This window comes from Staphylococcus petrasii, assembly GCF_002902565.1.
Taxonomy (GTDB): domain Bacteria; phylum Bacillota; class Bacilli; order Staphylococcales; family Staphylococcaceae; genus Staphylococcus; species Staphylococcus petrasii.
Genome location: NZ_PPRC01000005.1, coordinates 1 through 23,447, shown reverse-complemented (window position 1 = coordinate 23,447; position 23,447 = coordinate 1). Strand labels below are relative to the sequence as shown.

The window sequence follows — 23,447 nt, the reverse complement described above, 5'->3', positions numbered from 1 at the left end:
AATTTGTCTATAACCAAGTGTTATATTGAAAGGAAAGTTTTATGAAATCACTTATCTTAGCGGAAAAGCCTTCAGTCGCACGTGATATTGCTGAAGCTTTAAATATAAAAGGGAAACGTAACGGCTTTATTGAAAATGAGCGTTACTTTGTTACTTGGGCACTAGGGCATCTTGTGACCAATGCACAACCAGAACATTATGATAAAGCTTATAAAGAATGGAAACTTGAAGATTTACCTATCATTCCTAAGCACATGCAAACGATTGTGATTGGAAAGACTAGTAAGCAATTTAAAACGGTTAAATCCCTCATTTTAAAAAAAGAAGTAAAAGACATTATTATTGCGACAGATGCTGGTCGAGAAGGGGAACTTGTCGCACGTCTTATATTGGATAAAGTAAGAAACAAGAAACCCATTAAACGTTTATGGATTAGTTCGGTGACTAAAAAAGCGATTCAACAAGGATTTAAACATTTAAAAGACGGTAGAGCCTATAATGATCTGTATCGCGCTGCATTAGCACGTAGTGAAGCGGATTGGATTGTTGGTATTAATGCGACACGCGCGTTAACTACGAAATATGATGCGCAATTATCATTAGGTAGAGTACAAACTCCAACAATTCAACTTGTGCAATCTCGTCAACAAGACATTAATCATTTCAAGCCTCAGAAATACTATACATTAGGCGTACAAGTTAACGGCGTGACTTTTCAATTAAAAACAGATAAGCGCATAATGCATAAAGGTGAAATTGATACGATTGCTGAAAAGGTTAAACATGCACAGGGGCGCATTGAGTATGTAGAATCAAAAATGAAGAAAAGTTATCCTAGACCACTTTATAATTTAACGGATTTACAACAAGAAGCCTATCAACGATTCAAAATGGGGCCTAAAGAGACGTTAAATACTATTCAAAATTTATACGAACGCCATAAAATATTAACGTATCCACGTACGGATTCTAATTATTTATCAGAAGATATGGCAGATACAATTAAAGAACGTCTACAGGCGTTGTTAGCTACAGATTATAAGGAAAATATCCGTCCATTAATTAATAAATCATATTCATCTAAAATGCGTATCTTTAATAATCAGAAAGTATCGGATCACCATGCTATTATTCCAACAGAAGTACGTCCAGATATGCAAAGTTTGAGTAATAGGGAAGAGAAAGTTTATTTAATGGTAGCAGAAAGATTTTTAGAATCGTTGATGATGCCATATGAATATGAAGCGGTTAAAGTGAAGTTAGATGTCAACAATTATAGCTTTGAGTTTAATGACAAAGTGACACGTCAATTAGGATTTAAGGCGCTTAGAAAAGATTCAGAACATCAAGTACAGGAACTTCATTTTCAAAAAGGGGAAACGTACAAAATTCAAAATATTAAAGTGAATGAACATGAAACGACGCCGCCTGAGTACTTTAATGAAGGTACGTTGCTTAAAGCGATGGAGAATCCTCAAAACTATATTCAGTTAAATAATAAAAAACACGCAAATACGCTTAAACAAACTGGCGGTATTGGTACAGTTGCGACTAGAGCGGATATTATTGAAAAACTGTTTAATATTAATGCGATTGAATCAAGAGACGGCAAGATCAAAGTAACGTCAAAAGGTAAACAAATATTAGAGTTAGCGCCTCAAGAACTCACTTCACCATTATTAACGGCTGAATGGGAAGAGAAGTTATTGATGATTGAAAAGGGGAAATACAACGCCCAACAATTCATCAACGAAATGAAAGGTTTTACGAAAGATATCGTCAATAAAATTAAAAACAGCGAACAAAAATATAAGCATGATAACTTAACAACGACAGAATGCCCGACATGCGGGAAATTCATGATTAAAGTAAAAACGAAAAATGGTCAGATGCTTGTTTGCCAAGATCCGTCATGTAATACGAAGAAGAATGTGCAACGTAAAACCAATGCACGTTGTCCAAACTGTAAAAAGAAAATGACGTTATTCGGCAGAGGGAAAGATGCAGTCTATCGTTGCGTGTGTGGACATACAGAAACGCAAGCACATATGGATCAACGATTGAAAAATAAAACGAGCGGTAAAGTTTCTAAAAAAGATATGAAGAAATATATGAATAAAGATGAAACAATCGACAATAATCCGTTTAAAGATGCACTGAAAAATTTAAAACTTTAGATAAAATCGAACTTAAAGCGTTATCTTTTAATGAAAGTTCGTTTTTAGTATTGTATTTTTTGGAAAGTAATATTAAAATATTAAAGTATTTCAAAAAAAGGAGTTTAAAGCCGTGAAAAAATACTTCCAATTCGACAAGTATGGTACTAACTATAAGAAAGAAATCATCGGTGGTATCACAACTTTCTTATCAATGGCGTATATCTTAGCCGTTAACCCACAAGTTTTAAGTTTAGCTGGAGTCAAAGGCGTATCTGAAGATATGAGAATGGATCAAGGCGCAATCTTTGTTGCGACAGCACTAGCCGCTTTCGTTGGTTCATTATTCATGGGACTTATCGCTAAATATCCAATCGCTTTAGCGCCAGGTATGGGACTTAACGCATTCTTCGCTTTTACAGTTGTTTTAACAATGGGTATTCCTTGGCAAATTGGTTTAACTGGTGTGCTTTGTTCAGGAATATTCTTCGCTATCTTAACTGCTACTGGGTGGCGAGAGACGATTATTAATGCTATTCCTTATCAGATGAAGATGGCTGTTTCAGCAGGTATCGGGTTATTTATTACATTTGTAGGTTTACAAAGTGCAGGAATTATTGTGAAAAATGATTCCACTTTAGTGACACTTGGACATTTAACAAAAGGTCCAGTATTATTAGCAATCTTTGGTATTGTAGTAACAATTATTCTTTATGCTAAAAAAGTACCTGGTTCAATCTTCATTGGTATGATTATTACTGCGGTTACAGGTATGTTAACTGGTTTAATTCATCCACCATCAGGCGTGGTAGGTAAGATTCCAAGTATCACACCAACATTCGGTGCAGCATTTGAAGCATTTAAAGATCCAAGTCAATTATTTACTATTCAATTCTTAATTGTTATCTTAACTTTCTTCTTTATTGATTTCTTTGACACTGCAGGAACATTAGTTGCAGTTGCAACACAAGCAGGAATGATGAAAGATAATAAATTACCAAGAGCAGGTAGAGCTTTATTTGCTGATTCATTAGCGACAATTGTAGGTGCTATCTTTGGTACAACAACAACTACATCATATATCGAATCAACGTCAGGTGTAGCTGTAGGTGCACGTACTGGATTTGCTAGTGTTGTTACAGGTTTCTGTTTCTTATTAGCTCTATTCTTTAGTCCATTAATTGAAGTGGTTACAAGTGCTGTAACTACGCCAGCATTAGTAGTAGTTGGTATTTTAATGGCTGCAAACTTTGCGGAAATTAATTGGAAGAAATTTGAAGTAGCTGTACCAGCATTTATTACAATTATTATGATGCCTTTATCATATTCAATTGCGACTGGTATTGCATGTGGATTTGTATTCTATCCTATTACAATGTTAATTACTAAAAAACATAAAGAAGTACATCCAATTATGTATGTATTAATGGTATTATTCATTTTATACTTTGTATTTGTACACGGTTAAAAATAAAAGACGAGGCAGCCTTTAAAGGAGGTTGCCTCGTCTTTTGTCTATTATTAAAAATTATCTGCGATGTTCATCTCTGTCTTTATGTTGAGTATAAATTACGCGAGCATCTTTATTAGGAAGATACGTTGGTGCACTTAAAACGATAAATAAAAAGAATACCATTAAGAAGAAGAGCACCCAGTGCGTAAACATACCGACAACAGGAATAAAAGCAATAAATGAACCAATAATACCTATTAAAGGAATAACTGCCATTGGTTTAATAGCGTTTTGAGAATCAACAAGTAAAACAATTCCTACTATTAAATATAAGAAAGCATTCAGTAAAAGAGGATGCCAACCAAAACTTAAAATGACGCTGCCTCCTAAAAATGGAATGCCATAGAAAAATTCACATGCTAATAGAAAGATACTTAGAATCGCTAATGTAACTTTAACACTGCTTTTCATTAATCATTCACCTCCATATTATTCATGAGCATGAAATAAATGAGATATTTTAGTTATTAAAACATTCATTAATGTAGTGAAATTGACTTCATCTCATTACTTTATATACCCATTATAATGAAATTTAGAAAAAAAGGGAAAAAATTTACCCAAAATGGTTGAACTACATAAACATTTCCAGTACAATACTAAAGTATGTGTTAGACAAGGACATAAAAAGTTACAGAAAAACCTTGATTTATCAATGTTTTTCATGTATCATATCTAATGTTGGACTTGAAGAAAGCGATGAAGCGAAAGGTTACTGACACACCCGGCCGCTTTGCCATGGCGTTGTGTGAGATAGTTTTCGTGGAGAAGTCTATCACTTAAATGTAGACGAACAAGGAGGGAAAATTATGGCAAAACAAAAAATCAGAATCAGATTAAAAGCTTATGATCACCGAGTGATTGATCAATCAGCAGAGAAAATTGTTGAAACTGCAAAACGTTCTGGTGCAGATGTTTCTGGACCAATTCCATTACCAACTGAGAAATCAGTTTATACAATCATTCGTGCGGTACACAAGTACAAAGATTCTCGTGAACAATTCGAACAACGTACACATAAACGTTTAATCGATATTGTTAACCCAACACCAAAAACAGTTGATGCTTTAATGGGCTTAAACTTACCATCTGGTGTAGACATCGAAATTAAATTATAATAGATAAATTTTAGGAGGTGGACTTTCGATGACCAAAGGAATCTTAGGAAGAAAAATTGGGATGACTCAAGTATTCGGAGAAAACGGTGAATTAATCCCAGTTACAGTAGTAGAAGCAAGTCAAAACGTAGTATTACAAAAGAAAACTGAAGAAGTTGATGGTTATAACGCTATCCAAGTAGGTTTTGAAGACAAAAAAGCATATAAAAAAGATGCTAAATCAAATAAATATGCTAACAAACCAGCTGAAGGTCACGCTAAAAAAGCAGGCACAGCACCTAAGCGCTTCATTCGTGAATTCAGAAACGTTAATGTTGATGAATACGAAGTAGGTCAAGAAGTCACAGTTGATACTTTTGAAGCTGGAGACATCATTGATGTAACAGGTACTTCAAAAGGTAAAGGTTTCCAAGGTGCAATTAAACGTCATGGCCAAGCACGTGGACCAATGGCTCACGGTTCTCATTTCCACAGAGCGCCAGGTTCAGTAGGTATGGCTTCAGATGCTTCAAGAGTATTCAAAGGCCAAAAAATGCCTGGACGTATGGGTGGTAACACAGTTACAGTTCAAAACTTAGAAGTAGTTCAAGTTGACACTGATAACAATGTTATTTTAGTAAAAGGTAATGTACCTGGACCTAAAAAAGGTTTCGTAGAAATCCAAACTTCAATTAAAAAAGGTAATAAATAATAAGTAGCGAAAGGAGGAAAAGCATAATGGCTAATTATGATGTATTAAAAGTAGACGGATCTAAATCAGGTTCAGTTGAATTAAGCGATTCAGTATTCGCTATCGAACCAAACAACAGTGTTCTTTTCGAAGCAATTAATTTACAACGTGCTTCATTACGTCAAGGAACTCACGCAGTTAAAAACCGTTCAGCAGTACGCGGCGGTGGACGTAAACCATGGAGACAAAAAGGTACAGGACGTGCGCGTCAAGGTACAATTCGTGCTCCACAATGGCGTGGTGGTGGTATCGTATTCGGACCAACTCCAAGAAGTTACGCATACAAAATGCCTAAGAAAATGCGTCGTTTAGCATTACGTTCAGCATTATCATTCAAAGTTCAAGAAAACAACTTTACAATTGTTGATACTTTTGGTTTTGATGCTCCAAAAACAAAAGAATTCAAAAATGTATTAACTACACTTGAACAACCTAAAAAAGTTTTAGTTGTAACTGAAAATGATGACGTAAATGTTGAATTATCTGCACGTAACATCCCTGGTGTACAAGTAAGCACTGCACAAGGTTTAAACGTATTAGATATTACTAGCGCTGATAGTGTTATTATCACTGAATCAGCTGCGAAAAAAGTTGAGGAGGTGCTCGGATAATGGAAGCAAGAGATGTTCTTAAGCGCCCCGTAATCACTGAAAAATCTTCTGAAGCTATGGCTGAAGACAAATATACTTTTGACGTAGATACTCGTGCTAACAAAACACAAGTTAAAATTGCAGTTGAAGAAATTTTCGACGTAAAAGTTGAAAGTGTTAACATCATCAACTACAAACCTAAGAAAAAACGTATGGGCCGTTACCAAGGCTATACAAACAAAAGAAGAAAAGCGATTGTTAAACTTAAAGAAGGTTCAATCGATTTATTCAACTAAAAAATAAAATAAATGTTACCATTAAGGAGGTAAGCGACAATGGCTCTTAAAAAATATAAGCCAATAACAAATGGTCGTCGTAATATGACTAGCTTAGATTTCGCAGAAATTACGAAATCAACACCTGAAAAGTCATTATTACAACCGCTACCGAAAAGAGCGGGCCGTAACAACCAAGGTAAATTGACTGTTCGCCATCATGGTGGAGGACACAAACGTCAATACCGTGTTATCGATTTTAAACGTAATAAAGATGGAATCACTGCAAAAGTTGATTCAATTCAATATGATCCAAACCGTTCAGCAAACATTGCATTATTAGTATATGCAGATGGTGAAAAACGCTACATCATCGCTCCTAAAGGATTACAAGTAGGCCAAACAGTTGAAAGTGGTGAAAATGCAGATATCAAAGTTGGTAATGCATTACCATTACAAAACATTCCAGTTGGTACTGTAATTCATAATATCGAATTAAAACCTGGTAAAGGTGGACAACTTGCTCGTTCAGCAGGTGCAAGTTCACAAGTACTTGGTAAAGAAGGTAAATACGTATTAATCAGATTACGTTCTGGTGAAGTTCGTATGATCTTATCAACATGCCGTGCTACAATCGGTCAAGTTGGTAACTTACAACACGAATTAGTTAACGTTGGTAAAGCCGGACGTTCAAGATGGAAAGGTATCCGTCCTACAGTTCGTGGTTCTGTAATGAACCCTAACGATCACCCACACGGTGGTGGTGAAGGTCGTGCTCCTATCGGTAGACCATCTCCAATGTCACCATGGGGTAAACCAACTCTTGGTAAGAAAACTCGTCGTGGTAAAAAATCATCAGACAAACTTATCGTTCGTGGACGTAAGAAAAAATAATAACAACTTATTTGGGTGTGCGGCGTAACAGCTGCACGCACACAATAAGAAGGGAGGCGCCCAAATGGCTCGTAGTATTAAAAAAGGACCTTTCGTCGATGATCATTTAATGAAAAAAGTAGAAGCTCAAGACGGAAGTGAAAAGAAACAAGTAATCAAAACATGGTCACGTCGTTCTACAATTTTCCCAAATTTCATCGGTCATACTTTTGCAGTATACGATGGTCGTAAACATGTACCTGTATATGTAACTGAGGATATGGTAGGTCACAAATTAGGTGAATTTGCTCCAACTCGTACATTCAAAGGACATGCTGCAGACGATAAAAAAACTAGAAGATAATAAATAGAAGTAGAGGAGGAAATCCTAATGGAAGCAAAAGCGGTTGCTAGAACAATCAGAATCGCACCTCGTAAAGTAAGATTAGTTCTTGACTTAATTAGAGGTAAAAGTGCTGGAGAAGCTATTGCAATTTTAAAATTAACTAACAAAGCTTCATCACCAGTAATCGAAAAAGTATTAATGTCCGCTTTAGCAAATGCTGAACACAACTATGACATGAACACTGATGAGTTAGTTGTTAAAGAAGCATATGCAAACGAAGGACCAACTTTAAAACGTTTCCGTCCACGTGCACAAGGTCGTGCAAGTGCAATTAACAAACGTACAAGCCACATTACAATCGTCGTAAGTGACGGTAAAGAAGAAGCTAAAGAAGCTTAATAATTATTTAAGGAGGGAATACTGTGGGTCAAAAAATTAATCCTATCGGACTTCGTGTCGGAGTCATCCGTGACTGGGAAGCTAAATGGTACGCTGAAAAAGACTTCGCTTCACTTTTACACGAAGATTTAAGAATCCGTAAATTTATTGATAACGAATTAAAAGAAGCATCAGTTTCTCACGTTGAAATCGAACGTGCTGCTAACCGTATTAACATTGCTATTCACACTGGTAAACCAGGTATGGTAATTGGTAAAGGCGGTTCTGAAATTGAAAAACTTCGTAACAAATTAAACACATTAACTGATAAAAAAGTACACATTAACGTTATCGAAATCAAAAAAGTTGATATCGATGCTCGTTTAGTTGCTGAGAATATCGCACGTCAATTAGAAAACCGTGCTTCATTCCGTCGTGTACAAAAACAAGCTATTTCAAGAGCTATGAAACTTGGTGCTAAAGGTATCAAAACTCAAGTATCAGGTCGTTTAGGCGGAGCTGACATTGCTCGTGCTGAACAATATTCAGAAGGAACTGTTCCACTTCATACTTTACGTGCTGACATTGATTACGCACACGCTGAAGCTGACACTACTTACGGTAAATTAGGTGTTAAAGTATGGATCTATCGTGGTGAAGTTCTTCCTACTAAGAATACTAGTGAAGGAGGAAAATAATAATGTTACTACCAAAACGTGTTAAATATCGTCGTCAACATCGTCCAAAAACAACTGGTCGTTCTAAAGGCGGTAACTTTGTAACATTTGGTGAGTATGGTTTACAAGCAACTACAACTTCTTGGATCACATCTCGTCAAATCGAATCTGCTCGTATTGCTATGACACGTTATATGAAACGTGGCGGGAAAGTTTGGATTAAAATCTTCCCTCATACACCATATACTAAAAAACCTTTAGAAGTACGTATGGGTGCCGGTAAAGGTGCTGTTGAAGGCTGGATCGCAGTTGTGAAACCAGGTAGAATCTTATTTGAAGTTGCGGGTGTATCTGAAGAAGTAGCTCGTGAAGCATTACGTTTAGCAAGTCACAAACTTCCTGTAAAAACTAAGTTTGTAAAACGTGAAGAATTGGGTGGTGAAACAAATGAAAGCTAAGGAAATTAGAGACTTAACCACTTCAGAAATCGAAGAACAAATCAAATCTTCAAAAGAAGAGCTTTTTAACCTACGCTTTCAGTTAGCTACAGGTCAATTAGAGGAAACTGCACGTATTCGTACAGTTAGAAAAACGATTGCACGTCTAAAAACTGTTGCTCGTGAAAGAGAAATCGAACAAAGTAAAGCTAATCAATAATTTATATGAAAGAGGAGGTTACAAAAGTGAGTGAAAGAAACGATCGTAAAGTTTATGTAGGTAAAGTTGTTTCAGATAAAATGGACAAAACTATTACTGTACTTGTTGAAACTTACAAAACACACAAATTATACGGCAAACGAGTAAAATACTCTAAAAAATATAAAACTCATGATGAAAACAACTCAGCTAAATTAGGGGACATTGTTAAAATTCAAGAAACTCGTCCTTTATCAGCTTCTAAACGTTTCCGTTTAGTAGAAATTGTTGAAGAATCAGTAATTATTTAATTCAAGATTAGAGATAAGGGAGGTTTAACTAATGATCCAACAAGAAACACGTTTAAAAGTAGCAGACAACTCTGGTGCTCGTGAAGTTCTTACAATTAAAGTATTAGGTGGATCTGGTCGCAAAACAGCGAACATCGGCGATGTTATCGTATGTACTGTTAAAAATGCAACACCAGGTGGCGTTGTTAAAAAAGGTGACGTAGTCAAAGCTGTTGTAGTTAGAACTAAATCAGGCGTACGTCGTAATGATGGTTCTTATATCAAATTTGATGAAAATGCATGTGTTATCATTCGTGATGACAAAGGCCCACGTGGTACTCGTATCTTTGGTCCTGTTGCTCGTGAATTACGTGAAGGTAACTTCATGAAAATCGTATCATTAGCACCAGAAGTACTTTAATATATATAAACCAAATCATTTAAGGAGGTGCCCACATGCATATCAAAAAAGGTGACAACGTAAAAGTTATCGCAGGTAAAGACAAAGGTAAAGAAGGTAAAGTTATCGCTACTGAACCTAAAAAAGACCGTGTCGTTGTGGAAGGTGTTAACGTTATTAAAAAACACCAAAAACCAACTCAATTAAATCCTGAAGGTGGAATCTTAGAAACAGAGGCAGCTATCCATGTTTCTAACGTACAATTATTAGACCCTAAAACAAATGAACCTACACGTGTTGGTTACAAATTTGTAGATGGTAAAAAAGTTCGTATCGCTAAAAAATCAGGCGAAGAAATCAAATCTAATAATTAATAACTAGTTGAAAGGAGGATCCACTTTGAACCGTTTAAAAGAAAGATACAATACTGAAGTTACTGAAAACTTAGTGAAAAAATTCAACTACAGTTCTGTAATGGAAGTACCAAAAATCGAAAAAATCGTTGTAAATATGGGTGTAGGTGATGCAGTTCAAAACTCTAAAGTATTAGATAATGCTGTTGAAGAGTTAGAATTAATCACTGGTCAAAAACCATTAATCACAAAAGCTAAAAAATCAGTAGCAACATTCCGTTTACGTGAAGGTATGCCAATCGGTGCAAAAGTTACTCTTCGCGGAGAAAGAATGTATGAATTCTTAGATAAATTAATCGCAGTTTCATTACCTCGTGTACGTGACTTCCAAGGTGTTTCTAAAACAGCATTCGATGGTCGCGGTAACTACACTTTAGGAATTAAAGAACAATTAATTTTCCCAGAAATCGATTATGATAAAGTAAGTAAAGTAAGAGGAATGGATATTGTTATCGTAACAACTGCTAACACTGACGAGGAAGCTCGTGAATTGTTAACAAACTTCGGTATGCCATTTCGTAAATAATCTCTAAAAAGGAGGCTAATTAAGTGGCTAAAACTTCTATGGTTGCTAAGCAACAGAAAAAACAAAAATATGCAGTACGTGAATATACTCGTTGTGAACGTTGTGGTCGTCCACATTCTGTATATCGTAAATTCAAATTATGCCGTATTTGTTTCCGTGAATTAGCTTACAAAGGCCAAATTCCTGGCGTACGTAAAGCTAGCTGGTAATATAAAGAGTCTGAAAGGAGGCAACAATCAATGACAATGACAGATCCAATCGCAGATATGCTTACTCGTGTAAGAAACGCAAACATGGTGCGTCACGAGAAATTAGAATTACCTGCGTCTAACATTAAAAAACAAATTGCTGAAATCTTAAAAAATGAAGGTTTCATTAAAAACGTAGAATATGTTGAAGATGATAAACAAGGTGTTATTCGTTTATTCTTAAAATATGGACAAAACAATGAACGTGTTATCACAGGATTAAAACGTATCTCTAAACCAGGTTTACGTGTTTATGCTAAAGCTAACGAAGTACCTAAAGTATTAAACGGTTTAGGTATTGCATTAGTTTCAACTTCTGAAGGTGTTATCACTGATAAAGAAGCTAGAAAACGTAATGTTGGTGGAGAAATTATCGCATACGTTTGGTAATAATAAATAAGGAGGTGCCATAACATGAGTCGTGTTGGTAAGAAAATTATTGACATTCCTAGCGACGTTACAGTAACTTTTGATGGTCATACAGCTACTGTAAAAGGTCCAAAAGGTGAATTAACTAGAACATTTAATGAAAGAATGACTTTCAAACAAGAAGAAAACACATTAGAAGTTGTAAGACCTACTGATTCTAAAGAAGACAGAACAGTTCACGGTACAACTCGTGCTTTATTAAACAATATGGTACAAGGTGTTTCTCAAGGTTTTGAAAAAACACTTGAACTTGTTGGTGTAGGTTACCGTGCTCAAATGCAAGGTAATGACTTAGTATTAAACGTTGGTTACTCTCATCCTGTTGAAATTAAAGCTGAAAATGGCATTACTTTCGCAGTAGAGAAAAACACAACAGTACGCGTATCTGGTGTATCTAAAGAACAAGTTGGAGCTATCGCTTCAAATATCCGTTCAGTAAGACCTCCAGAACCTTACAAAGGAAAAGGTATCCGTTACCAAGGTGAATATGTTCGCCGTAAAGAAGGTAAAACTGGTAAATAAAAGAAGGTAAAACTGGTAAATAATAGATAACTCTCTCAAGAAAGGAGTAATAGTATGATCAGTAAAATTGATAAAAACAAAGTGCGTTTGAAAAGACATGCTCGTGTGCGTACTAAATTATCAGGTACAGCTGAAAAACCACGTTTAAATGTATATCGTTCAAACAAACACATTTATGCTCAAATCATTGATGACGTTAATGGTCAAACATTAGCTCAAGCTTCATCAAAAGATAAAGACATTGCTAACGAATCTTCTTCAAAAGTTGATTTATCAACTAAAGTAGGAGAAGCAATTGCTAAAAAAGCATCTGACAAAGGTATTAAAGAAATCGTATTTGATCGTGGCGGTTACTTATACCATGGTCGTGTAAAAGCATTAGCTGAAGCTGCTAGAGAAAGCGGATTAGAATTTTAATTTAAAGGAGGGACAAATACATGGCTCGTAGAGAAGAAGAAACGAAAGAATTTGAAGAACGCGTTGTTACAATTAACCGTGTTGCTAAAGTTGTTAAAGGTGGACGTCGTTTCCGTTTCACTGCATTAGTAGTAGTTGGAGATAAAAATGGTCGTGTAGGTTTCGGTACTGGTAAAGCACAAGAGGTACCTGAAGCTATCAAAAAAGCTGTAGAAGCAGCTAAAAAAGATTTAGTAGTCGTTCCACGTGTTGAAGGAACAACTCCACACATTATCACTGGTCGTTATGGTTCTGGTAGCGTATTTATGAAACCAGCTGCACCTGGTACAGGAGTTATCGCTGGTGGTCCAGTACGTGCCGTATTAGAATTAGCAGGTATCACTGATATCTTAAGTAAATCATTAGGATCTAACACACCAATTAACATGGTTCGTGCTACAATCAATGGTTTACAAAACCTTAAAAACGCTGAAGATGTTGCTAAATTACGCGGCAAATCAGTTGAAGAATTATATAATTAAGGAGGGAAAATAAATAATGGCTAAATTACAAATTACCCTCACTCGTAGTGTTATTGGTCGTCCTGAAACACAACGTAAAACTGTTGAAGCTTTAGGTCTTAAAAAGACTAATAGCTCAGTAGTTGTTGAAGATAACCCTGCAATCCGTGGGCAAATCAACAAAGTTAAACACTTATTAACAGTTGAAGAAAAATAATTAAGGAGGTGCCTATAAAATGAAATTACATGAGTTAAAAGCAGCTGAAGGTTCACGTCGTGTACGTAACCGTGTTGGTCGTGGTGCTGGTTCAGGTAATGGTAAAACTAGTGGTCGCGGTCAAAAAGGTCAAAAAGCACGTTCAGGTGGTGGCGTAAGACCTGGATTCGAAGGTGGTCAATTACCTTTATTCCGTCGTTTACCAAAACGAGGTTTCACTAACATTAACCGTAAAGAATATGCTATTGTTAACTTAGACCAACTTAATAAATTTGAAGATGGTACTGAAGTAACTCCAGCTTTATTAGTAGAAACTGGTGTAGTTAAGAATGAAAAATCTGGTATTAAAGTACTAGGTAACGGTTCACTTGACAAAAAGTTAACAGTGAAAGCTCACAAATTCTCAGCTTCAGCAGTTGAAGCTATCGATGCTAAAGGTGGAGCACACGAGGTGATCTAATGTTCCAAACGCTAGTGAGCTTCTTTAAAACTAAAGAAGTTCGAAATAAGATTTTCTTTACCTTAGCAATGTTAGTTATATTCAAAATAGGAACTTATATTCCGGCTCCTGGTGTAAATCCAGAGCCTTTTGAACAACAAGGTTCTGATCAAGGTGTCGCTGCTCTTCTTAACACGTTTGGTGGCGGAGCCTTAAAGAACTTTTCAATATTTGCTATGGGTATTATGCCCTACATCACTGCATCTATCGTAATGCAATTATTACAAATGGATATTGTGCCTAAGTTCACTGAATGGGCCAAACAAGGTGAAGTAGGTAAAAGAAAACTTAGCAATGTAACACGTTATTTCGCTATCATATTGGCTTTTATTCAGTCAATTGGTATGGCATTCCAATTTAATAACTACCTTGGCGGTCGATTAATTGTTCATCAATCTGTCATGAGTTATTTATTGATTGCTATTGTATTAACAGCAGGAACTGCATTTTTAATTTGGCTTGGTGACCAAATCACTCAATTTGGTGTTGGTAATGGTATTTCAATCATTATCTTCGCTGGTATCTTGTCAACATTACCATCATCAATTATCCAATTTGCACAACAGGCATTTGTTGGTAATGATGATACTACGTTGGCATGGTTAAAAGTAATTGGGTTAATTGTCGGTTTAATTTTGCTTACAATGGGAGCTATTTACGTTTTAGAAGCGAAACGTAAAATTCCGATTCAATATGCAAAAAAACAAACAGGTCAAAGATTAGGTTCACAGGCAACTTATCTACCTTTAAAAGTTAACTCAGCAGGGGTTATCCCAGTAATCTTTGCGATGGCATTTTTCCTATTGCCAAGAACATTAACGTTGTTCTTCCCTAAAGCTGACTGGGCGCAAACAATATCTGAATATGCTAACCCTTCAAACACTTACGGCATGATAGTTTATGTAATTTTAATTATTGCATTTACGTATTTCTATGCCTTTGTTCAAGTTAATCCTGAAAAAATGGCAGACAACTTGAAGAAACAAGGTAGCTATGTACCAGGAATTAGACCTGGTGACCAAACGAAAAAATATATTACTAAAGTACTTTATCGCTTAACTTTTGTAGGCTCTATTTTCTTAGCTGTTATTGCTATCTTACCGATCTTAGCTACTAAGTTTATGAACTTACCTCAATCAATTCAAATTGGTGGTACAAGTTTATTAATCGTTATTGGTGTAGCAATTGAAACTATGAAATCACTTGAAGCTCAAGTGAGTCAGAAAGAATATAAAGGCTTTGGTGGTAGATAATTTGTAGGAGGGCAATTTATGAATATCATTTTAATGGGTTTACCTGGCGCAGGTAAAGGAACTCAAGCGAGTGAAATTGTTAAGAAATTCCCAATACCACATATATCTACTGGTGACATGTTCAGAAAAGCGATTAAAGATGAAACAGATTTAGGAAAAGAAGCTAAATCTTACATGGATCGTGGAGAATTAGTCCCTGATGAAGTTACTGTAGGTATCGTTAAAGAAAGAATCTCTGAAGACGATGCAAAAAAAGGATTCTTGTTAGATGGTTTCCCTAGAACAATCGATCAAGCTGAGGCATTAAACAACATTATGTCTGAGCTTGGTAGAAACATTGATGCTGTAATTAACATCGAAGTTCCTGAGGAAGAATTAATGAATCGTCTTACAGGTCGTCGTATCTGTGAGAAATGTGGTACAACTTATCATCTTGTATTTAATCCTCCAAAGGTTGATGGTGTATGTGATATCGATGGTGGAAAGCTTTATCAACGTGAAGATGATAATCCAGAAACAGTATCTAATCGCTTAAGCGTGAATGTTAAACAATCTAAACCTATCTTAGAGTACTACGAAGATAAAGGTGTATTGAATAACATTGACGGTGCGAAAGATATTGATCAAGTAACCAAAGATGTCATTGATATCTTAGATCAATTAAAATAGATCAACTTAGTACGGTCTATGTGTAAGTGAATTTTTGATTAGGTTTCTATGGCAAGAATTAATTTTCTGAGTGTCGAAAGACGATAATAATTCCCGCATTTTGTTAAACTTATAATAACTAGTCACTATATTAGATTCGTATCGTTGAAGTTGTCTATTGACGATTACCTTACTATTGTAAAAAGGGGGAAGTTAATCAATGGCGAAACAAGATGTAATTGAATTAGAAGGTACAGTACTTGATACTTTACCAAATGCTATGTTTAAAGTAGAATTAGAAAATGGTCATGAAATTTTAGCGCATGTAAGTGGTAAAATTAGAATGAATTATATTCGAATTCTACCTGGCGACAAAGTAACTGTAGAAATGTCTCCGTATGATTTATCACGCGGTAGAATTACTTATCGTTATAAATAATCGTCACTCCATAATATAGGGAGGTATAAAAATGAAAGTAAGACCATCAGTTAAACCAATTTGCGAAAAATGTAAAGTCATTAAACGTAAAGGTAAAGTAATGGTAATTTGTGACAATCCTAAGCACAAACAAAGACAAGGTTAATAAAAGAGAGGTGTAAATATATATGGCACGTATTGCAGGAGTAGATATTCCACGTGAAAAACGCGTTGTTATTTCATTAACTTATGTATACGGTATCGGTACTTCAACAGCTAAAAAAATCGTTGAAGAAGCTAACGTATCAGCAGATACACGCGTAAAAGATTTAACAGATGACGAATTAGGTCGTATCCGTGAAGTTGTAGACGGTTATAAAGTTGAAGGTGACTTACGTCGTGAACAAAACTTAAACATTAAACGTTTGATGGAAATTTCATCATACCGTGGTATCCGTCACCGTCGTGGTTTACCAGTTCGTGGACAAAAAACTAAAAACAATGCTCGTACTCGTAAAGGTCCAGTTAAAACTGTAGCTAACAAGAAAAAATAATAGGTAAAGGAGGCAAAATATAAATGGCACGTAAACAAGTATCTCGTAAACGTAGAGTTAAAAAGAATATTGAAAATGGTGTAGCTCACATCCGTTCAACATTCAATAATACAATCGTAACTATCACTGATGAATTTGGTAATGCTTTATCTTGGTCATCAGCTGGTGCATTAGGTTTCAAAGGATCTAAAAAATCAACACCATTCGCAGCTCAAATGGCATCTGAAACTGCTTCAAAATCAGCAATGGAACATGGTTTAAAAACTGTAGAAGTTACAGTTAAAGGACCTGGACCTGGTCGTGAATCAGCTATCCGTGCATTACAATCAGCTGGTTTAGAAGTAACTGCAATCAGAGACGTTACTCCAGTACCACACAACGGTTGTCGTCCACCAAAACGTCGTCGCGTCTAATTTTTAATGATTGTTATTGTTACAGGTCACTGAGCGAAACAGTTTAAAAAAATAAGTCGACGTATTTAAGGAGGATTTTTGTAAATGATAGAAATTGAAAAACCTAGAATTGAGACAATTGAAATTAGTGAAGATGCTAAATTCGGTAAGTTCGTTGTTGAACCACTTGAACGTGGCTACGGTACTACACTAGGAAACTCCTTACGTCGTATCCTACTATCTTCATTACCAGGTGCTGCCGTTAAATACATTGAGATCGAAGGTGTTTTACACGAATTCTCAGCTATAGATAATGTCGTTGAAGATGTTTCAACAATTATTATGAACATCAAAAAATTAGCGCTTAAAATCTATTCTGAAGAAGATAAAACATTAGAAATCGATGTTAGAGATGAAGGCGAAGTAACTGCAAGTGACATTACGCATGATAGTGATGTTGAAGTTCTAAACCCAGAACTTAAAATCGCAACAGTGTCTAAAGGTGGACATTTAAAAATTCGTCTTGTTGCTAATAAGGGTAGAGGTTACGCATTAGCAGAACAAAATAATACTAGTGATTTACCAATTGGTGTAATTCCTGTTGATTCACTATATTCACCTGTAGAACGTGTTAACTATACAGTTGAAAATACACGTGTAGGTCAAAGTAGTGATTTTGATAAATTAACTTTAGATGTTTGGATTAATGGTTCAATCACTCCACAAGAGTCAGTATCATTAGCTGCTAAAATTATGACTGAACATTTAAATATTTTCGTTGGTCTTACTGATGAAGCTCAAAATGCTGAAATCATGATTGAAAAAGAAGAAGACCAAAAAGAAAAAGTACTTGAAATGTCTATCGAAGAATTAGACTTATCAGTACGTTCATATAACTGTTTAAAACGCGCAGGAATCAATTCTGTACAAGAATTAGCTGATAAATCAGAAGCTGATATGATGAAAGTGCGTAATTTAGGTCGTAAATCTCTTGAAGAAGTTAAATACAAATTAGAAGATTTAGGATTAGGTTTAAGAAAAGAAGATTAATAAGTTAAAGGAGGTCAACTCATGGGTTACAGAAAATTAGGTCGTACTTCTGATCAACGTAAAGCTATGTTACGTGACTTAGCTACTTCACTTATCGTTAGTGAACGCATTGAAACTACAGAAGCTCGTGCAAAAGAAGTTCGTAGTGTTGTTGAGAAATTAATCACTTTAGGTAAAAAAGGAGATTTAGCTTCTCGTCGTAATGCTGCAAAAACATTACGTAATGTTGAAATCTTAAACGAAGATGAAACTACACAAACTGCACTTCAAAAATTATTTGGTGAAATTGCTGAACGTTATACAGAACGTCAAGGTGGTTACACTCGCATCCTTAAAGTAGGCCCTCGTCGTGGTGACGGTGCTGAATCAGTAATTATCGAATTAGTAGATTAATTCTATATATAAATACACTAACTACTTATACTAAAGCAAATGAGTGCAACGATAATGTTTGCCACATACAAATATTGTCTAGCTCAGAGTGCCCCATCAATTAAATATTATTCTAAAGCGTGAACTCAACTAAAATATGATGGGGTGCGCGCTTTTTTATTTTATATATATTGCTTAAGAGAGACATAGAACCTTTCCATGTCTCTCTTTTATTTATGCATTGGTATTCGCTCATATACAGAATGCAAGGAATCATGTAAAATATGATAGTAACTACGTTTTTAGGAGGAGGAGCAAAGTGAAGGCACAACAAAACAATATTATTGAGCTTAAACACGTTGATTTTCAATATCAAGGAGATTCATCCTTCACGCTTAAAGATGTGTCCTTTGCTCTCCCTAAAAACAAATGGACTTCAATTGTAGGACATAACGGGTCAGGTAAGTCAACTTTAGCTAAATTGATAGTTGGTATTGAAACAGCTACTGAGGGAAATATTTATTTCAACGATCATAAGTTGACGGAAGACAATCTTAGAGACATAAGAAATCATATTGGAATTGTTTTTCAAAATCCTGAGAATCAGTTTGTAGGATCAATTGTGAAATATGATGTTGCATTTGGTCTTGAGAACCATTCTGTCCCTCATGACGCAATGCATGAAATTGTAAAGCAGGCTTTAGAAGATGTTGGGATGTTAAGCTATGAAGATTATGAACCTCAATCTTTATCAGGTGGACAAAAGCAAAGGGTAGCGATTGCTGGAGTGTTAGCATTAAGCCCTTCTGTGATTATTCTTGATGAAGCCACATCAATGTTAGATCCATCAGCTAAACAATCACTCCTTAAACTTATTCATAAAGTGAAGCAAGAAAAAGATGTGACAATTATTTCAATCACCCATGACTTAACAGAAGCCATGGAAGGTGACTACATGGTAGTAATGAATGAAGGCCAAGTGTTTAAAGAAGGCACGCCTCAAACAATCTTTAAGGATGCTAATGAATTGAATGAGATTGGATTAGATTTACCTTTCTCTATGAAAATGAATCATCTGTTAGGCTTCAAAGATAATTATACTACCTACGAAGGGTTGGTAGATAAATTATGACGATTACATTTAATGATGTGACTTATACTTATCAAATAGGGACACCTTATGAGTATCAAGCATTAAATAATATCAATCTTACTTTAGAACAAGGTAAATATTATGCGATTGTAGGACAAACTGGAAGTGGGAAATCTACTTTAATTCAACACTTTAATGGCTTATTAAAACCTACGTCAGGATCTGTAGAATTTAACGATCTTACTATCACACATAAAACTAAAGATAAACACATTAGACCACTTCGTCAAAAAGTAGGATTAGTATTTCAATTTCCTGAATCTCAACTTTTTGAGGATAATGTAGAACGAGAAATTGAGTTTGGTCCACGTAACTTTAAGATGGATATAGAAGAAGTTAAAGCACGCGCATATAATTTACTAGTAGAACTTGGCTTTTCTAGAGATGTCATGGCATTATCCCCATTTCAAATGTCAGGAGGACAAATGCGCAAAATTGCGATTGTCTCTATACTAGCAATGAACCCAGACGTTATTATATTGGATGAGCCTACAGCAGGGCTAGATCCTAAAAGTCGTCACCAAGTGATGGAATTATTTAAAAAAATACAGCTAGAGCAAAACAAGACTATTATTCTTGTTTCTCATGATATGAATGATGTAGCTAAATATGCTGATGAAATCATCGTGATGAAAGAAGGAAGCATAGCGGAACAAATTTCTCCGAAAAAGTTATTTAAGCAAGAAACGCAACTTAATGAATGGCATATTGCGTTGCCAGATATCGTTCGCTTACAAAAAGACTTTGAACAGAAGTATCATACGGAGCTAAGTGACGTAGCTTTAACAGAAGAAGAATTTGTAAAACTATATCAGGAGTGGCAACAACATGAAGAATAAGTTAATCATTGGACGCTATTTACCACTAGATTCATGGGTACATCACTTAGATCCTAGAGCAAAAATTACATTTGTTTTCATGTTCATTGTGCTCATCTTCTTCGCTCATTCGTTTGCGACATTTGGTTGGATTATTTTATTAATTTTACTCATTATGATGTTATCCAAAATTAAATTTTGGTTTTTAATTAAAGGGTTAACACCTATATTTATCTTTTTAATATTTACTTTTTTAATGCATATCTTCTTTACCCATGGCGGGACAAGAATAGTAGAATTTGGATTTATTAAGATTGATAGTGAAGGTATATTAGAAGGTATTTATATCTCATTACGTTTAATTACTATCGTTATGATTGCGACAATCATGACATTGTCTACAAGTCCAATTGATTTAACTGATGCTTTTGAAAAGTTATTAACCCCACTAAAATGGTTTAAAGTGCCTGTGCATCAACTAAGCATGATTATGTCTATTGCATTAAGATTTATTCCAACATTAATGGATGAATTAGACAAAATTATCTTAGCTCAGAAGTCACGTGGCTCTGAAATTAGTTCAGGTAGTCTCGCAACGCGTATTAAAGCATTTATACCTTTAATGATTCCATTATTTATTTCAGCTTTTCAAAGAGCAGAAGAGCTCGCTATCGCAATGGAAGTGCGTGGATATGACGCTAATATTAAAAGAACGAGCTATAGAAAGTTACAATGGCGCTTAAGAGATACGATTTGTTTATTAAGTATCATTCCGATAGCTATTGTACTATTTATATTAAAATACATTGGAGTGTAATATAGTGCGAATTCTAGTAAATATTTCGTACCAAGGAAGTCAATTTTTAGGTTTTCAAATTCAACAGCAAGGACGAACAGTTCAGCAGCAATTTGAAAAAATATTAAAACGCATGCATCGTCGTCATGTACGCATTCATCCTTCAAGTCGTACAGATCGTGGTGTGCATGCCTATGAACAGTACTTTCATTTTGACACTGAATTAAATATTGCGCCACAACAGTGGAAGTATGCCATGAATAGTGCGTTACCTGACGATATTTATGTCAAAGAAGTGCAACAGGTTGATGAAGAATTTCATTGCCGTTATGACTGTGTAGGTAAACGCTATCGCTATAAAGTTTATCAAGCTGAGCATCGCAATCCCTTCGAAAGTGGATTAAAGACATTTATTAAAGACGAATTAGACTTAGACAAGATGAACGAAGCGGCACGTCACTTTATTGGCACACATGATTTCACAGGATTCTGTTCTCAAAAGACAGAGGTAGAAAGTAAAGAACGTACGTTATATCAAAGCGAAATAGTGAAGACTGCTGAAGGCTTTGATTACATCGTTACAGGATCTGGCTTTTTATATAATATGGTACGCGTATTAGTGGCATTTCTTATTGAAGTTGGAAAAGGTAAACGACAACCTGACGAGGTGCCAACACTTTTAAAAGAGAAAAATCGAAATAATGTACCATTTACAGCACCGGCAGAAGGACTATATCTAGAGAAGATATATTTAGCGCCAGAAGAACTTATTAACGACTTTGGAAACGATATAAAAATTCATTATAAAAAATCGTTACAAAATGACTAATTTGCATTGACAAACAAGAGTAAAAAATATAACATAGTTAACGGTATTGTTTTATATCATCCCACGATAAGCCCCGGAAACTTATTGTGTTACAAGATATATAAGCAGATTATACAGGATAAAATAAATGAACATTTACGCTTTGAAATCGTAACAGAATTAACTAGGTTGCAGGCCTCGTTCGTAGGTTCGACTGCGATGAGTACCTGCAATCTAAGACGAAGCATTTATTTTTAGGAGGACAATTATTATGCGTCAAACATTTATGGCAAATGAATCAAACATTGAGCGCAAATGGTATGTTATCGATGCTGAAGGCCAAACATTAGGTCGTTTATCATCAGAAGTAGCATCTATCTTACGCGGTAAAAATAAAGTAACTTATACACCACACGTTGACACTGGTGACTATGTAATCATCATCAACGCTGCAAAAATCGAATTAACTGGTAAAAAAGAATCAGATAAAATTTACTATCGTCACTCTAACCACCCAGGCGGTATCAAATCAGTTACTGCTGGTGAGTTAAAACGTAATAACCCAGAACGTTTACTTGAAACTTCTATCAAAGGTATGTTACCAAGTTCACGTTTAGGTGAAAAACAAGGTAAAAAATTATTTGTATATAGTGGCGCTGAACACCCACACGCTGCACAACAACCAGAAAACTACGAGTTACGTGGTTAATTAAAAGGAGGAAATTACATTGGCACAAGTTGAATATAGAGGTACAGGCCGTCGTAAAAACTCAGTAGCACGTGTACGTTTAGTACCAGGTGAAGGTAATATCACAGTAAACGAACGTGACGTACGTGAGTACTTACCATTCGAATCATTAATCTTAGACTTAAACCAACCATTTGACGTTACTGAAACTAAAGGTAACTATGATGTATTAGTTAACGTACACGGTGGTGGTTTCACAGGACAAGCTCAAGCTATCCGTCACGGAATCGCTCGTGCATTATTAGAAGCAGATCCTGAATACAGAGGTTCTTTAAAACGTGCAGGTTTATTAACTCGTGACCCACGTATGAAAGAACGTAAAAAACCAGGTCTTAAAAAAGCACGTCGTTCTCCACAATTCTCAAAACGTTAATGCTGGAAACGGACATGTTTTTATCAAGCACTTCTTGGAAATTTCCAAGAAGTGTTTTTTTATGGATTTTTATTTAAGTATGTGAATTACTAATTTCACTAATTTACATTTCTATTAGATAATTTAGTTCTTTTATGCTATTTTCTCGGAGTTATCAATTTAATTTTATCAACATAAATGACAAATAAAATAAAAAATATGAAAAATACCTTGATTATAATAAGTGATATAACTTTGTCTAATTATTTGACGTGCTATATTATTTAAATATTAAGAGTATAAAAAATCATTTTATAGTAGTTACCTAATAT

At 35.2% G+C, this 23,447-nt stretch carries 38 protein-coding genes; 37 read left to right on the top strand and 1 reads right to left on the bottom strand.

All coding sequences use genetic code 11. The features are described from left to right. Window positions 1-41: 41 nt before the first annotated feature. Both CD127_RS00780 and CD127_RS00775 read left to right on the top strand, forming a co-directional pair. Entirely contained in the window at window positions 42-2,177 is a 2,136-nt protein-coding gene (locus CD127_RS00780) for a DNA topoisomerase III (protein WP_103365390.1), read from the top strand. Window positions 2,178-2,289: 112 nt separating this feature from the next. After that, the gene (locus tag CD127_RS00775) at window positions 2,290-3,624 is read left to right on the top strand and encodes an NCS2 family permease (protein WP_103365389.1); all 1,335 of its coding nucleotides are present in this window, start codon (window positions 2,290-2,292) and stop codon (window positions 3,622-3,624) included. Between the two features lie 60 nt (window positions 3,625-3,684). On the opposite strand, the gene CD127_RS00770 is transcribed toward CD127_RS00775, so the two are convergent. Next, window positions 3,685-4,080 carry a hypothetical protein gene (locus tag CD127_RS00770; protein WP_103365388.1) on the bottom strand — a complete coding sequence of 132 codons (396 nt, stop codon included), beginning with the start codon at window positions 4,078-4,080 and terminating at the stop codon, window positions 3,685-3,687. Window positions 4,081-4,478: 398 nt separating this feature from the next. Between CD127_RS00770 and rpsJ the strand changes: the two genes are divergently transcribed. The 35 genes from rpsJ (at window position 4,479) to rpsI (ending at window position 23,136) form a co-directional block, all read left to right on the top strand. Continuing rightward, window positions 4,479-4,787: a 30S ribosomal protein S10 gene (rpsJ, locus tag CD127_RS00765; RefSeq protein ID WP_001118667.1), complete on the top strand. Its 309-nt coding sequence runs from the start codon at window positions 4,479-4,481 to the stop codon at window positions 4,785-4,787. 28 nt (window positions 4,788-4,815) lie between these two features. Further along, the gene (gene rplC / locus CD127_RS00760) at window positions 4,816-5,478 is read left to right on the top strand and encodes a 50S ribosomal protein L3 (RefSeq protein WP_103297682.1); all 663 of its coding nucleotides are present in this window, start codon (window positions 4,816-4,818) and stop codon (window positions 5,476-5,478) included. Window positions 5,479-5,504: 26 nt separating this feature from the next. Continuing rightward, complete coding sequence (gene rplD / locus CD127_RS00755; protein ID WP_103329036.1) at window positions 5,505-6,128, top strand: 50S ribosomal protein L4; 624 nt, start codon at window positions 5,505-5,507, stop codon at window positions 6,126-6,128. Next, window positions 6,128-6,403, top strand: coding sequence for a 50S ribosomal protein L23 (gene rplW, locus CD127_RS00750; RefSeq protein WP_002448403.1), 276 nt, complete (start codon window positions 6,128-6,130; stop codon window positions 6,401-6,403). The genes rplD and rplW overlap by 1 nt, the downstream gene beginning before the upstream one ends. A gap of 39 nt (window positions 6,404-6,442) precedes the next feature. Beyond that, on the top strand, window positions 6,443-7,276 hold the full coding sequence (gene rplB / locus CD127_RS00745; RefSeq protein WP_103297684.1) for a 50S ribosomal protein L2: 834 nt from the start codon (window positions 6,443-6,445) through the stop codon (window positions 7,274-7,276). A 64-nt stretch (window positions 7,277-7,340) separates the two neighbouring features. Beyond that, window positions 7,341-7,619 (top strand): 30S ribosomal protein S19, encoded by a 279-nt coding sequence (gene rpsS / locus CD127_RS00740; RefSeq protein ID WP_001829710.1) that lies wholly within the window; start codon window positions 7,341-7,343, stop codon window positions 7,617-7,619. A 27-nt stretch (window positions 7,620-7,646) separates the two neighbouring features. Then, on the top strand, window positions 7,647-8,000 hold the full coding sequence (gene rplV, locus CD127_RS00735; RefSeq protein WP_103297685.1) for a 50S ribosomal protein L22: 354 nt from the start codon (window positions 7,647-7,649) through the stop codon (window positions 7,998-8,000). 23 nt (window positions 8,001-8,023) lie between these two features. Next, window positions 8,024-8,677: a 30S ribosomal protein S3 gene (rpsC, locus tag CD127_RS00730; RefSeq protein WP_103297686.1), complete on the top strand. Its 654-nt coding sequence runs from the start codon at window positions 8,024-8,026 to the stop codon at window positions 8,675-8,677. Window positions 8,678-8,679: 2 nt separating this feature from the next. Then, window positions 8,680-9,114 (top strand): 50S ribosomal protein L16, encoded by a 435-nt coding sequence (gene rplP, locus CD127_RS00725; RefSeq protein ID WP_103297687.1) that lies wholly within the window; start codon window positions 8,680-8,682, stop codon window positions 9,112-9,114. Then, window positions 9,104-9,313 carry a 50S ribosomal protein L29 gene (rpmC, locus tag CD127_RS00720; protein WP_000644737.1) on the top strand — a complete coding sequence of 70 codons (210 nt, stop codon included), beginning with the start codon at window positions 9,104-9,106 and terminating at the stop codon, window positions 9,311-9,313. Before rplP ends, rpmC begins: the two co-directional genes overlap by 11 nt. Window positions 9,314-9,339: 26 nt before the next feature. Next, window positions 9,340-9,603 (top strand): 30S ribosomal protein S17, encoded by a 264-nt coding sequence (gene rpsQ / locus CD127_RS00715; protein WP_011275131.1) that lies wholly within the window; start codon window positions 9,340-9,342, stop codon window positions 9,601-9,603. Window positions 9,604-9,634: 31 nt separating this feature from the next. Then, window positions 9,635-10,003: a 50S ribosomal protein L14 gene (gene rplN, locus CD127_RS00710; protein WP_002466492.1), complete on the top strand. Its 369-nt coding sequence runs from the start codon at window positions 9,635-9,637 to the stop codon at window positions 10,001-10,003. A 35-nt stretch (window positions 10,004-10,038) separates the two neighbouring features. Continuing rightward, window positions 10,039-10,356, top strand: coding sequence for a 50S ribosomal protein L24 (rplX, locus tag CD127_RS00705; RefSeq protein ID WP_002448459.1), 318 nt, complete (start codon window positions 10,039-10,041; stop codon window positions 10,354-10,356). A 25-nt stretch (window positions 10,357-10,381) separates the two neighbouring features. Then, window positions 10,382-10,921 carry a 50S ribosomal protein L5 gene (rplE, locus tag CD127_RS00700; RefSeq protein ID WP_103297688.1) on the top strand — a complete coding sequence of 180 codons (540 nt, stop codon included), beginning with the start codon at window positions 10,382-10,384 and terminating at the stop codon, window positions 10,919-10,921. Between the two features lie 23 nt (window positions 10,922-10,944). Further along, a complete protein-coding gene (locus CD127_RS00695; RefSeq protein ID WP_001140799.1) occupies window positions 10,945-11,130 on the top strand; it encodes a type Z 30S ribosomal protein S14 in 186 nt (61 codons plus the stop codon). Window positions 11,131-11,160: 30 nt separating this feature from the next. Next, window positions 11,161-11,559 (top strand): 30S ribosomal protein S8, encoded by a 399-nt coding sequence (gene rpsH / locus CD127_RS00690; RefSeq protein WP_002448514.1) that lies wholly within the window; start codon window positions 11,161-11,163, stop codon window positions 11,557-11,559. 24 nt (window positions 11,560-11,583) lie between these two features. Continuing rightward, on the top strand, window positions 11,584-12,120 hold the full coding sequence (gene rplF / locus CD127_RS00685; protein WP_103297689.1) for a 50S ribosomal protein L6: 537 nt from the start codon (window positions 11,584-11,586) through the stop codon (window positions 12,118-12,120). 54 nt (window positions 12,121-12,174) lie between these two features. Further along, window positions 12,175-12,537: a 50S ribosomal protein L18 gene (gene rplR, locus CD127_RS00680; RefSeq protein WP_103297690.1), complete on the top strand. Its 363-nt coding sequence runs from the start codon at window positions 12,175-12,177 to the stop codon at window positions 12,535-12,537. A gap of 20 nt (window positions 12,538-12,557) precedes the next feature. Then, window positions 12,558-13,058 (top strand): 30S ribosomal protein S5, encoded by a 501-nt coding sequence (gene rpsE / locus CD127_RS00675; protein WP_103297691.1) that lies wholly within the window; start codon window positions 12,558-12,560, stop codon window positions 13,056-13,058. A 16-nt stretch (window positions 13,059-13,074) separates the two neighbouring features. Further along, window positions 13,075-13,254 carry a 50S ribosomal protein L30 gene (gene rpmD, locus CD127_RS00670; RefSeq protein ID WP_001096576.1) on the top strand — a complete coding sequence of 60 codons (180 nt, stop codon included), beginning with the start codon at window positions 13,075-13,077 and terminating at the stop codon, window positions 13,252-13,254. A 19-nt stretch (window positions 13,255-13,273) separates the two neighbouring features. Next, the gene (rplO, locus tag CD127_RS00665) at window positions 13,274-13,714 is read left to right on the top strand and encodes a 50S ribosomal protein L15 (protein ID WP_011275139.1); all 441 of its coding nucleotides are present in this window, start codon (window positions 13,274-13,276) and stop codon (window positions 13,712-13,714) included. Beyond that, the gene (secY, locus tag CD127_RS00660) at window positions 13,714-15,006 is read left to right on the top strand and encodes a preprotein translocase subunit SecY (RefSeq protein WP_103297692.1); all 1,293 of its coding nucleotides are present in this window, start codon (window positions 13,714-13,716) and stop codon (window positions 15,004-15,006) included. The genes rplO and secY overlap by 1 nt, the downstream gene beginning before the upstream one ends. 18 nt (window positions 15,007-15,024) lie before the next feature. Next, window positions 15,025-15,675: an adenylate kinase gene (locus tag CD127_RS00655; protein WP_103297693.1), complete on the top strand. Its 651-nt coding sequence runs from the start codon at window positions 15,025-15,027 to the stop codon at window positions 15,673-15,675. A 199-nt stretch (window positions 15,676-15,874) separates the two neighbouring features. After that, entirely contained in the window at window positions 15,875-16,093 is a 219-nt protein-coding gene (gene infA / locus CD127_RS00650) for a translation initiation factor IF-1 (protein WP_001829792.1), read from the top strand. Between the two features lie 31 nt (window positions 16,094-16,124). Then, window positions 16,125-16,238, top strand: a complete 114-nt coding sequence (rpmJ, locus tag CD127_RS00645; protein WP_001829709.1) for a 50S ribosomal protein L36 — start codon at window positions 16,125-16,127, stop codon at window positions 16,236-16,238. Window positions 16,239-16,260: 22 nt separating this feature from the next. Continuing rightward, entirely contained in the window at window positions 16,261-16,626 is a 366-nt protein-coding gene (gene rpsM, locus CD127_RS00640; protein WP_002448629.1) for a 30S ribosomal protein S13, read from the top strand. Window positions 16,627-16,649: 23 nt separating this feature from the next. Then, window positions 16,650-17,039: a 30S ribosomal protein S11 gene (rpsK, locus tag CD127_RS00635; RefSeq protein WP_000101625.1), complete on the top strand. Its 390-nt coding sequence runs from the start codon at window positions 16,650-16,652 to the stop codon at window positions 17,037-17,039. A gap of 84 nt (window positions 17,040-17,123) precedes the next feature. Beyond that, window positions 17,124-18,068, top strand: coding sequence for a DNA-directed RNA polymerase subunit alpha (locus tag CD127_RS00630; RefSeq protein WP_103365387.1), 945 nt, complete (start codon window positions 17,124-17,126; stop codon window positions 18,066-18,068). A 21-nt stretch (window positions 18,069-18,089) separates the two neighbouring features. Then, window positions 18,090-18,461, top strand: a complete 372-nt coding sequence (rplQ, locus tag CD127_RS00625; RefSeq protein WP_011275144.1) for a 50S ribosomal protein L17 — start codon at window positions 18,090-18,092, stop codon at window positions 18,459-18,461. Between the two features lie 298 nt (window positions 18,462-18,759). Next, window positions 18,760-19,572 carry an energy-coupling factor transporter ATPase gene (locus tag CD127_RS00620; RefSeq protein ID WP_103365386.1) on the top strand — a complete coding sequence of 271 codons (813 nt, stop codon included), beginning with the start codon at window positions 18,760-18,762 and terminating at the stop codon, window positions 19,570-19,572. Then, on the top strand, window positions 19,569-20,432 hold the full coding sequence (locus CD127_RS00615; protein WP_103365385.1) for an energy-coupling factor transporter ATPase: 864 nt from the start codon (window positions 19,569-19,571) through the stop codon (window positions 20,430-20,432). The genes CD127_RS00620 and CD127_RS00615 overlap by 4 nt, the downstream gene beginning before the upstream one ends. Then, window positions 20,422-21,228, top strand: coding sequence for an energy-coupling factor transporter transmembrane component T family protein (locus CD127_RS00610; protein WP_103365384.1), 807 nt, complete (start codon window positions 20,422-20,424; stop codon window positions 21,226-21,228). Before CD127_RS00615 ends, CD127_RS00610 begins: the two co-directional genes overlap by 11 nt. 4 nt (window positions 21,229-21,232) lie before the next feature. Continuing rightward, the gene (gene truA / locus CD127_RS00605) at window positions 21,233-22,036 is read left to right on the top strand and encodes a tRNA pseudouridine(38-40) synthase TruA (RefSeq protein ID WP_103365383.1); all 804 of its coding nucleotides are present in this window, start codon (window positions 21,233-21,235) and stop codon (window positions 22,034-22,036) included. Between the two features lie 250 nt (window positions 22,037-22,286). After that, window positions 22,287-22,724, top strand: a complete 438-nt coding sequence (gene rplM, locus CD127_RS00600; protein ID WP_103297697.1) for a 50S ribosomal protein L13 — start codon at window positions 22,287-22,289, stop codon at window positions 22,722-22,724. A 19-nt stretch (window positions 22,725-22,743) separates the two neighbouring features. Continuing rightward, on the top strand, window positions 22,744-23,136 hold the full coding sequence (rpsI, locus tag CD127_RS00595; protein WP_011275150.1) for a 30S ribosomal protein S9: 393 nt from the start codon (window positions 22,744-22,746) through the stop codon (window positions 23,134-23,136). The last annotated feature ends 311 nt before the right edge of the window (window positions 23,137-23,447 follow it).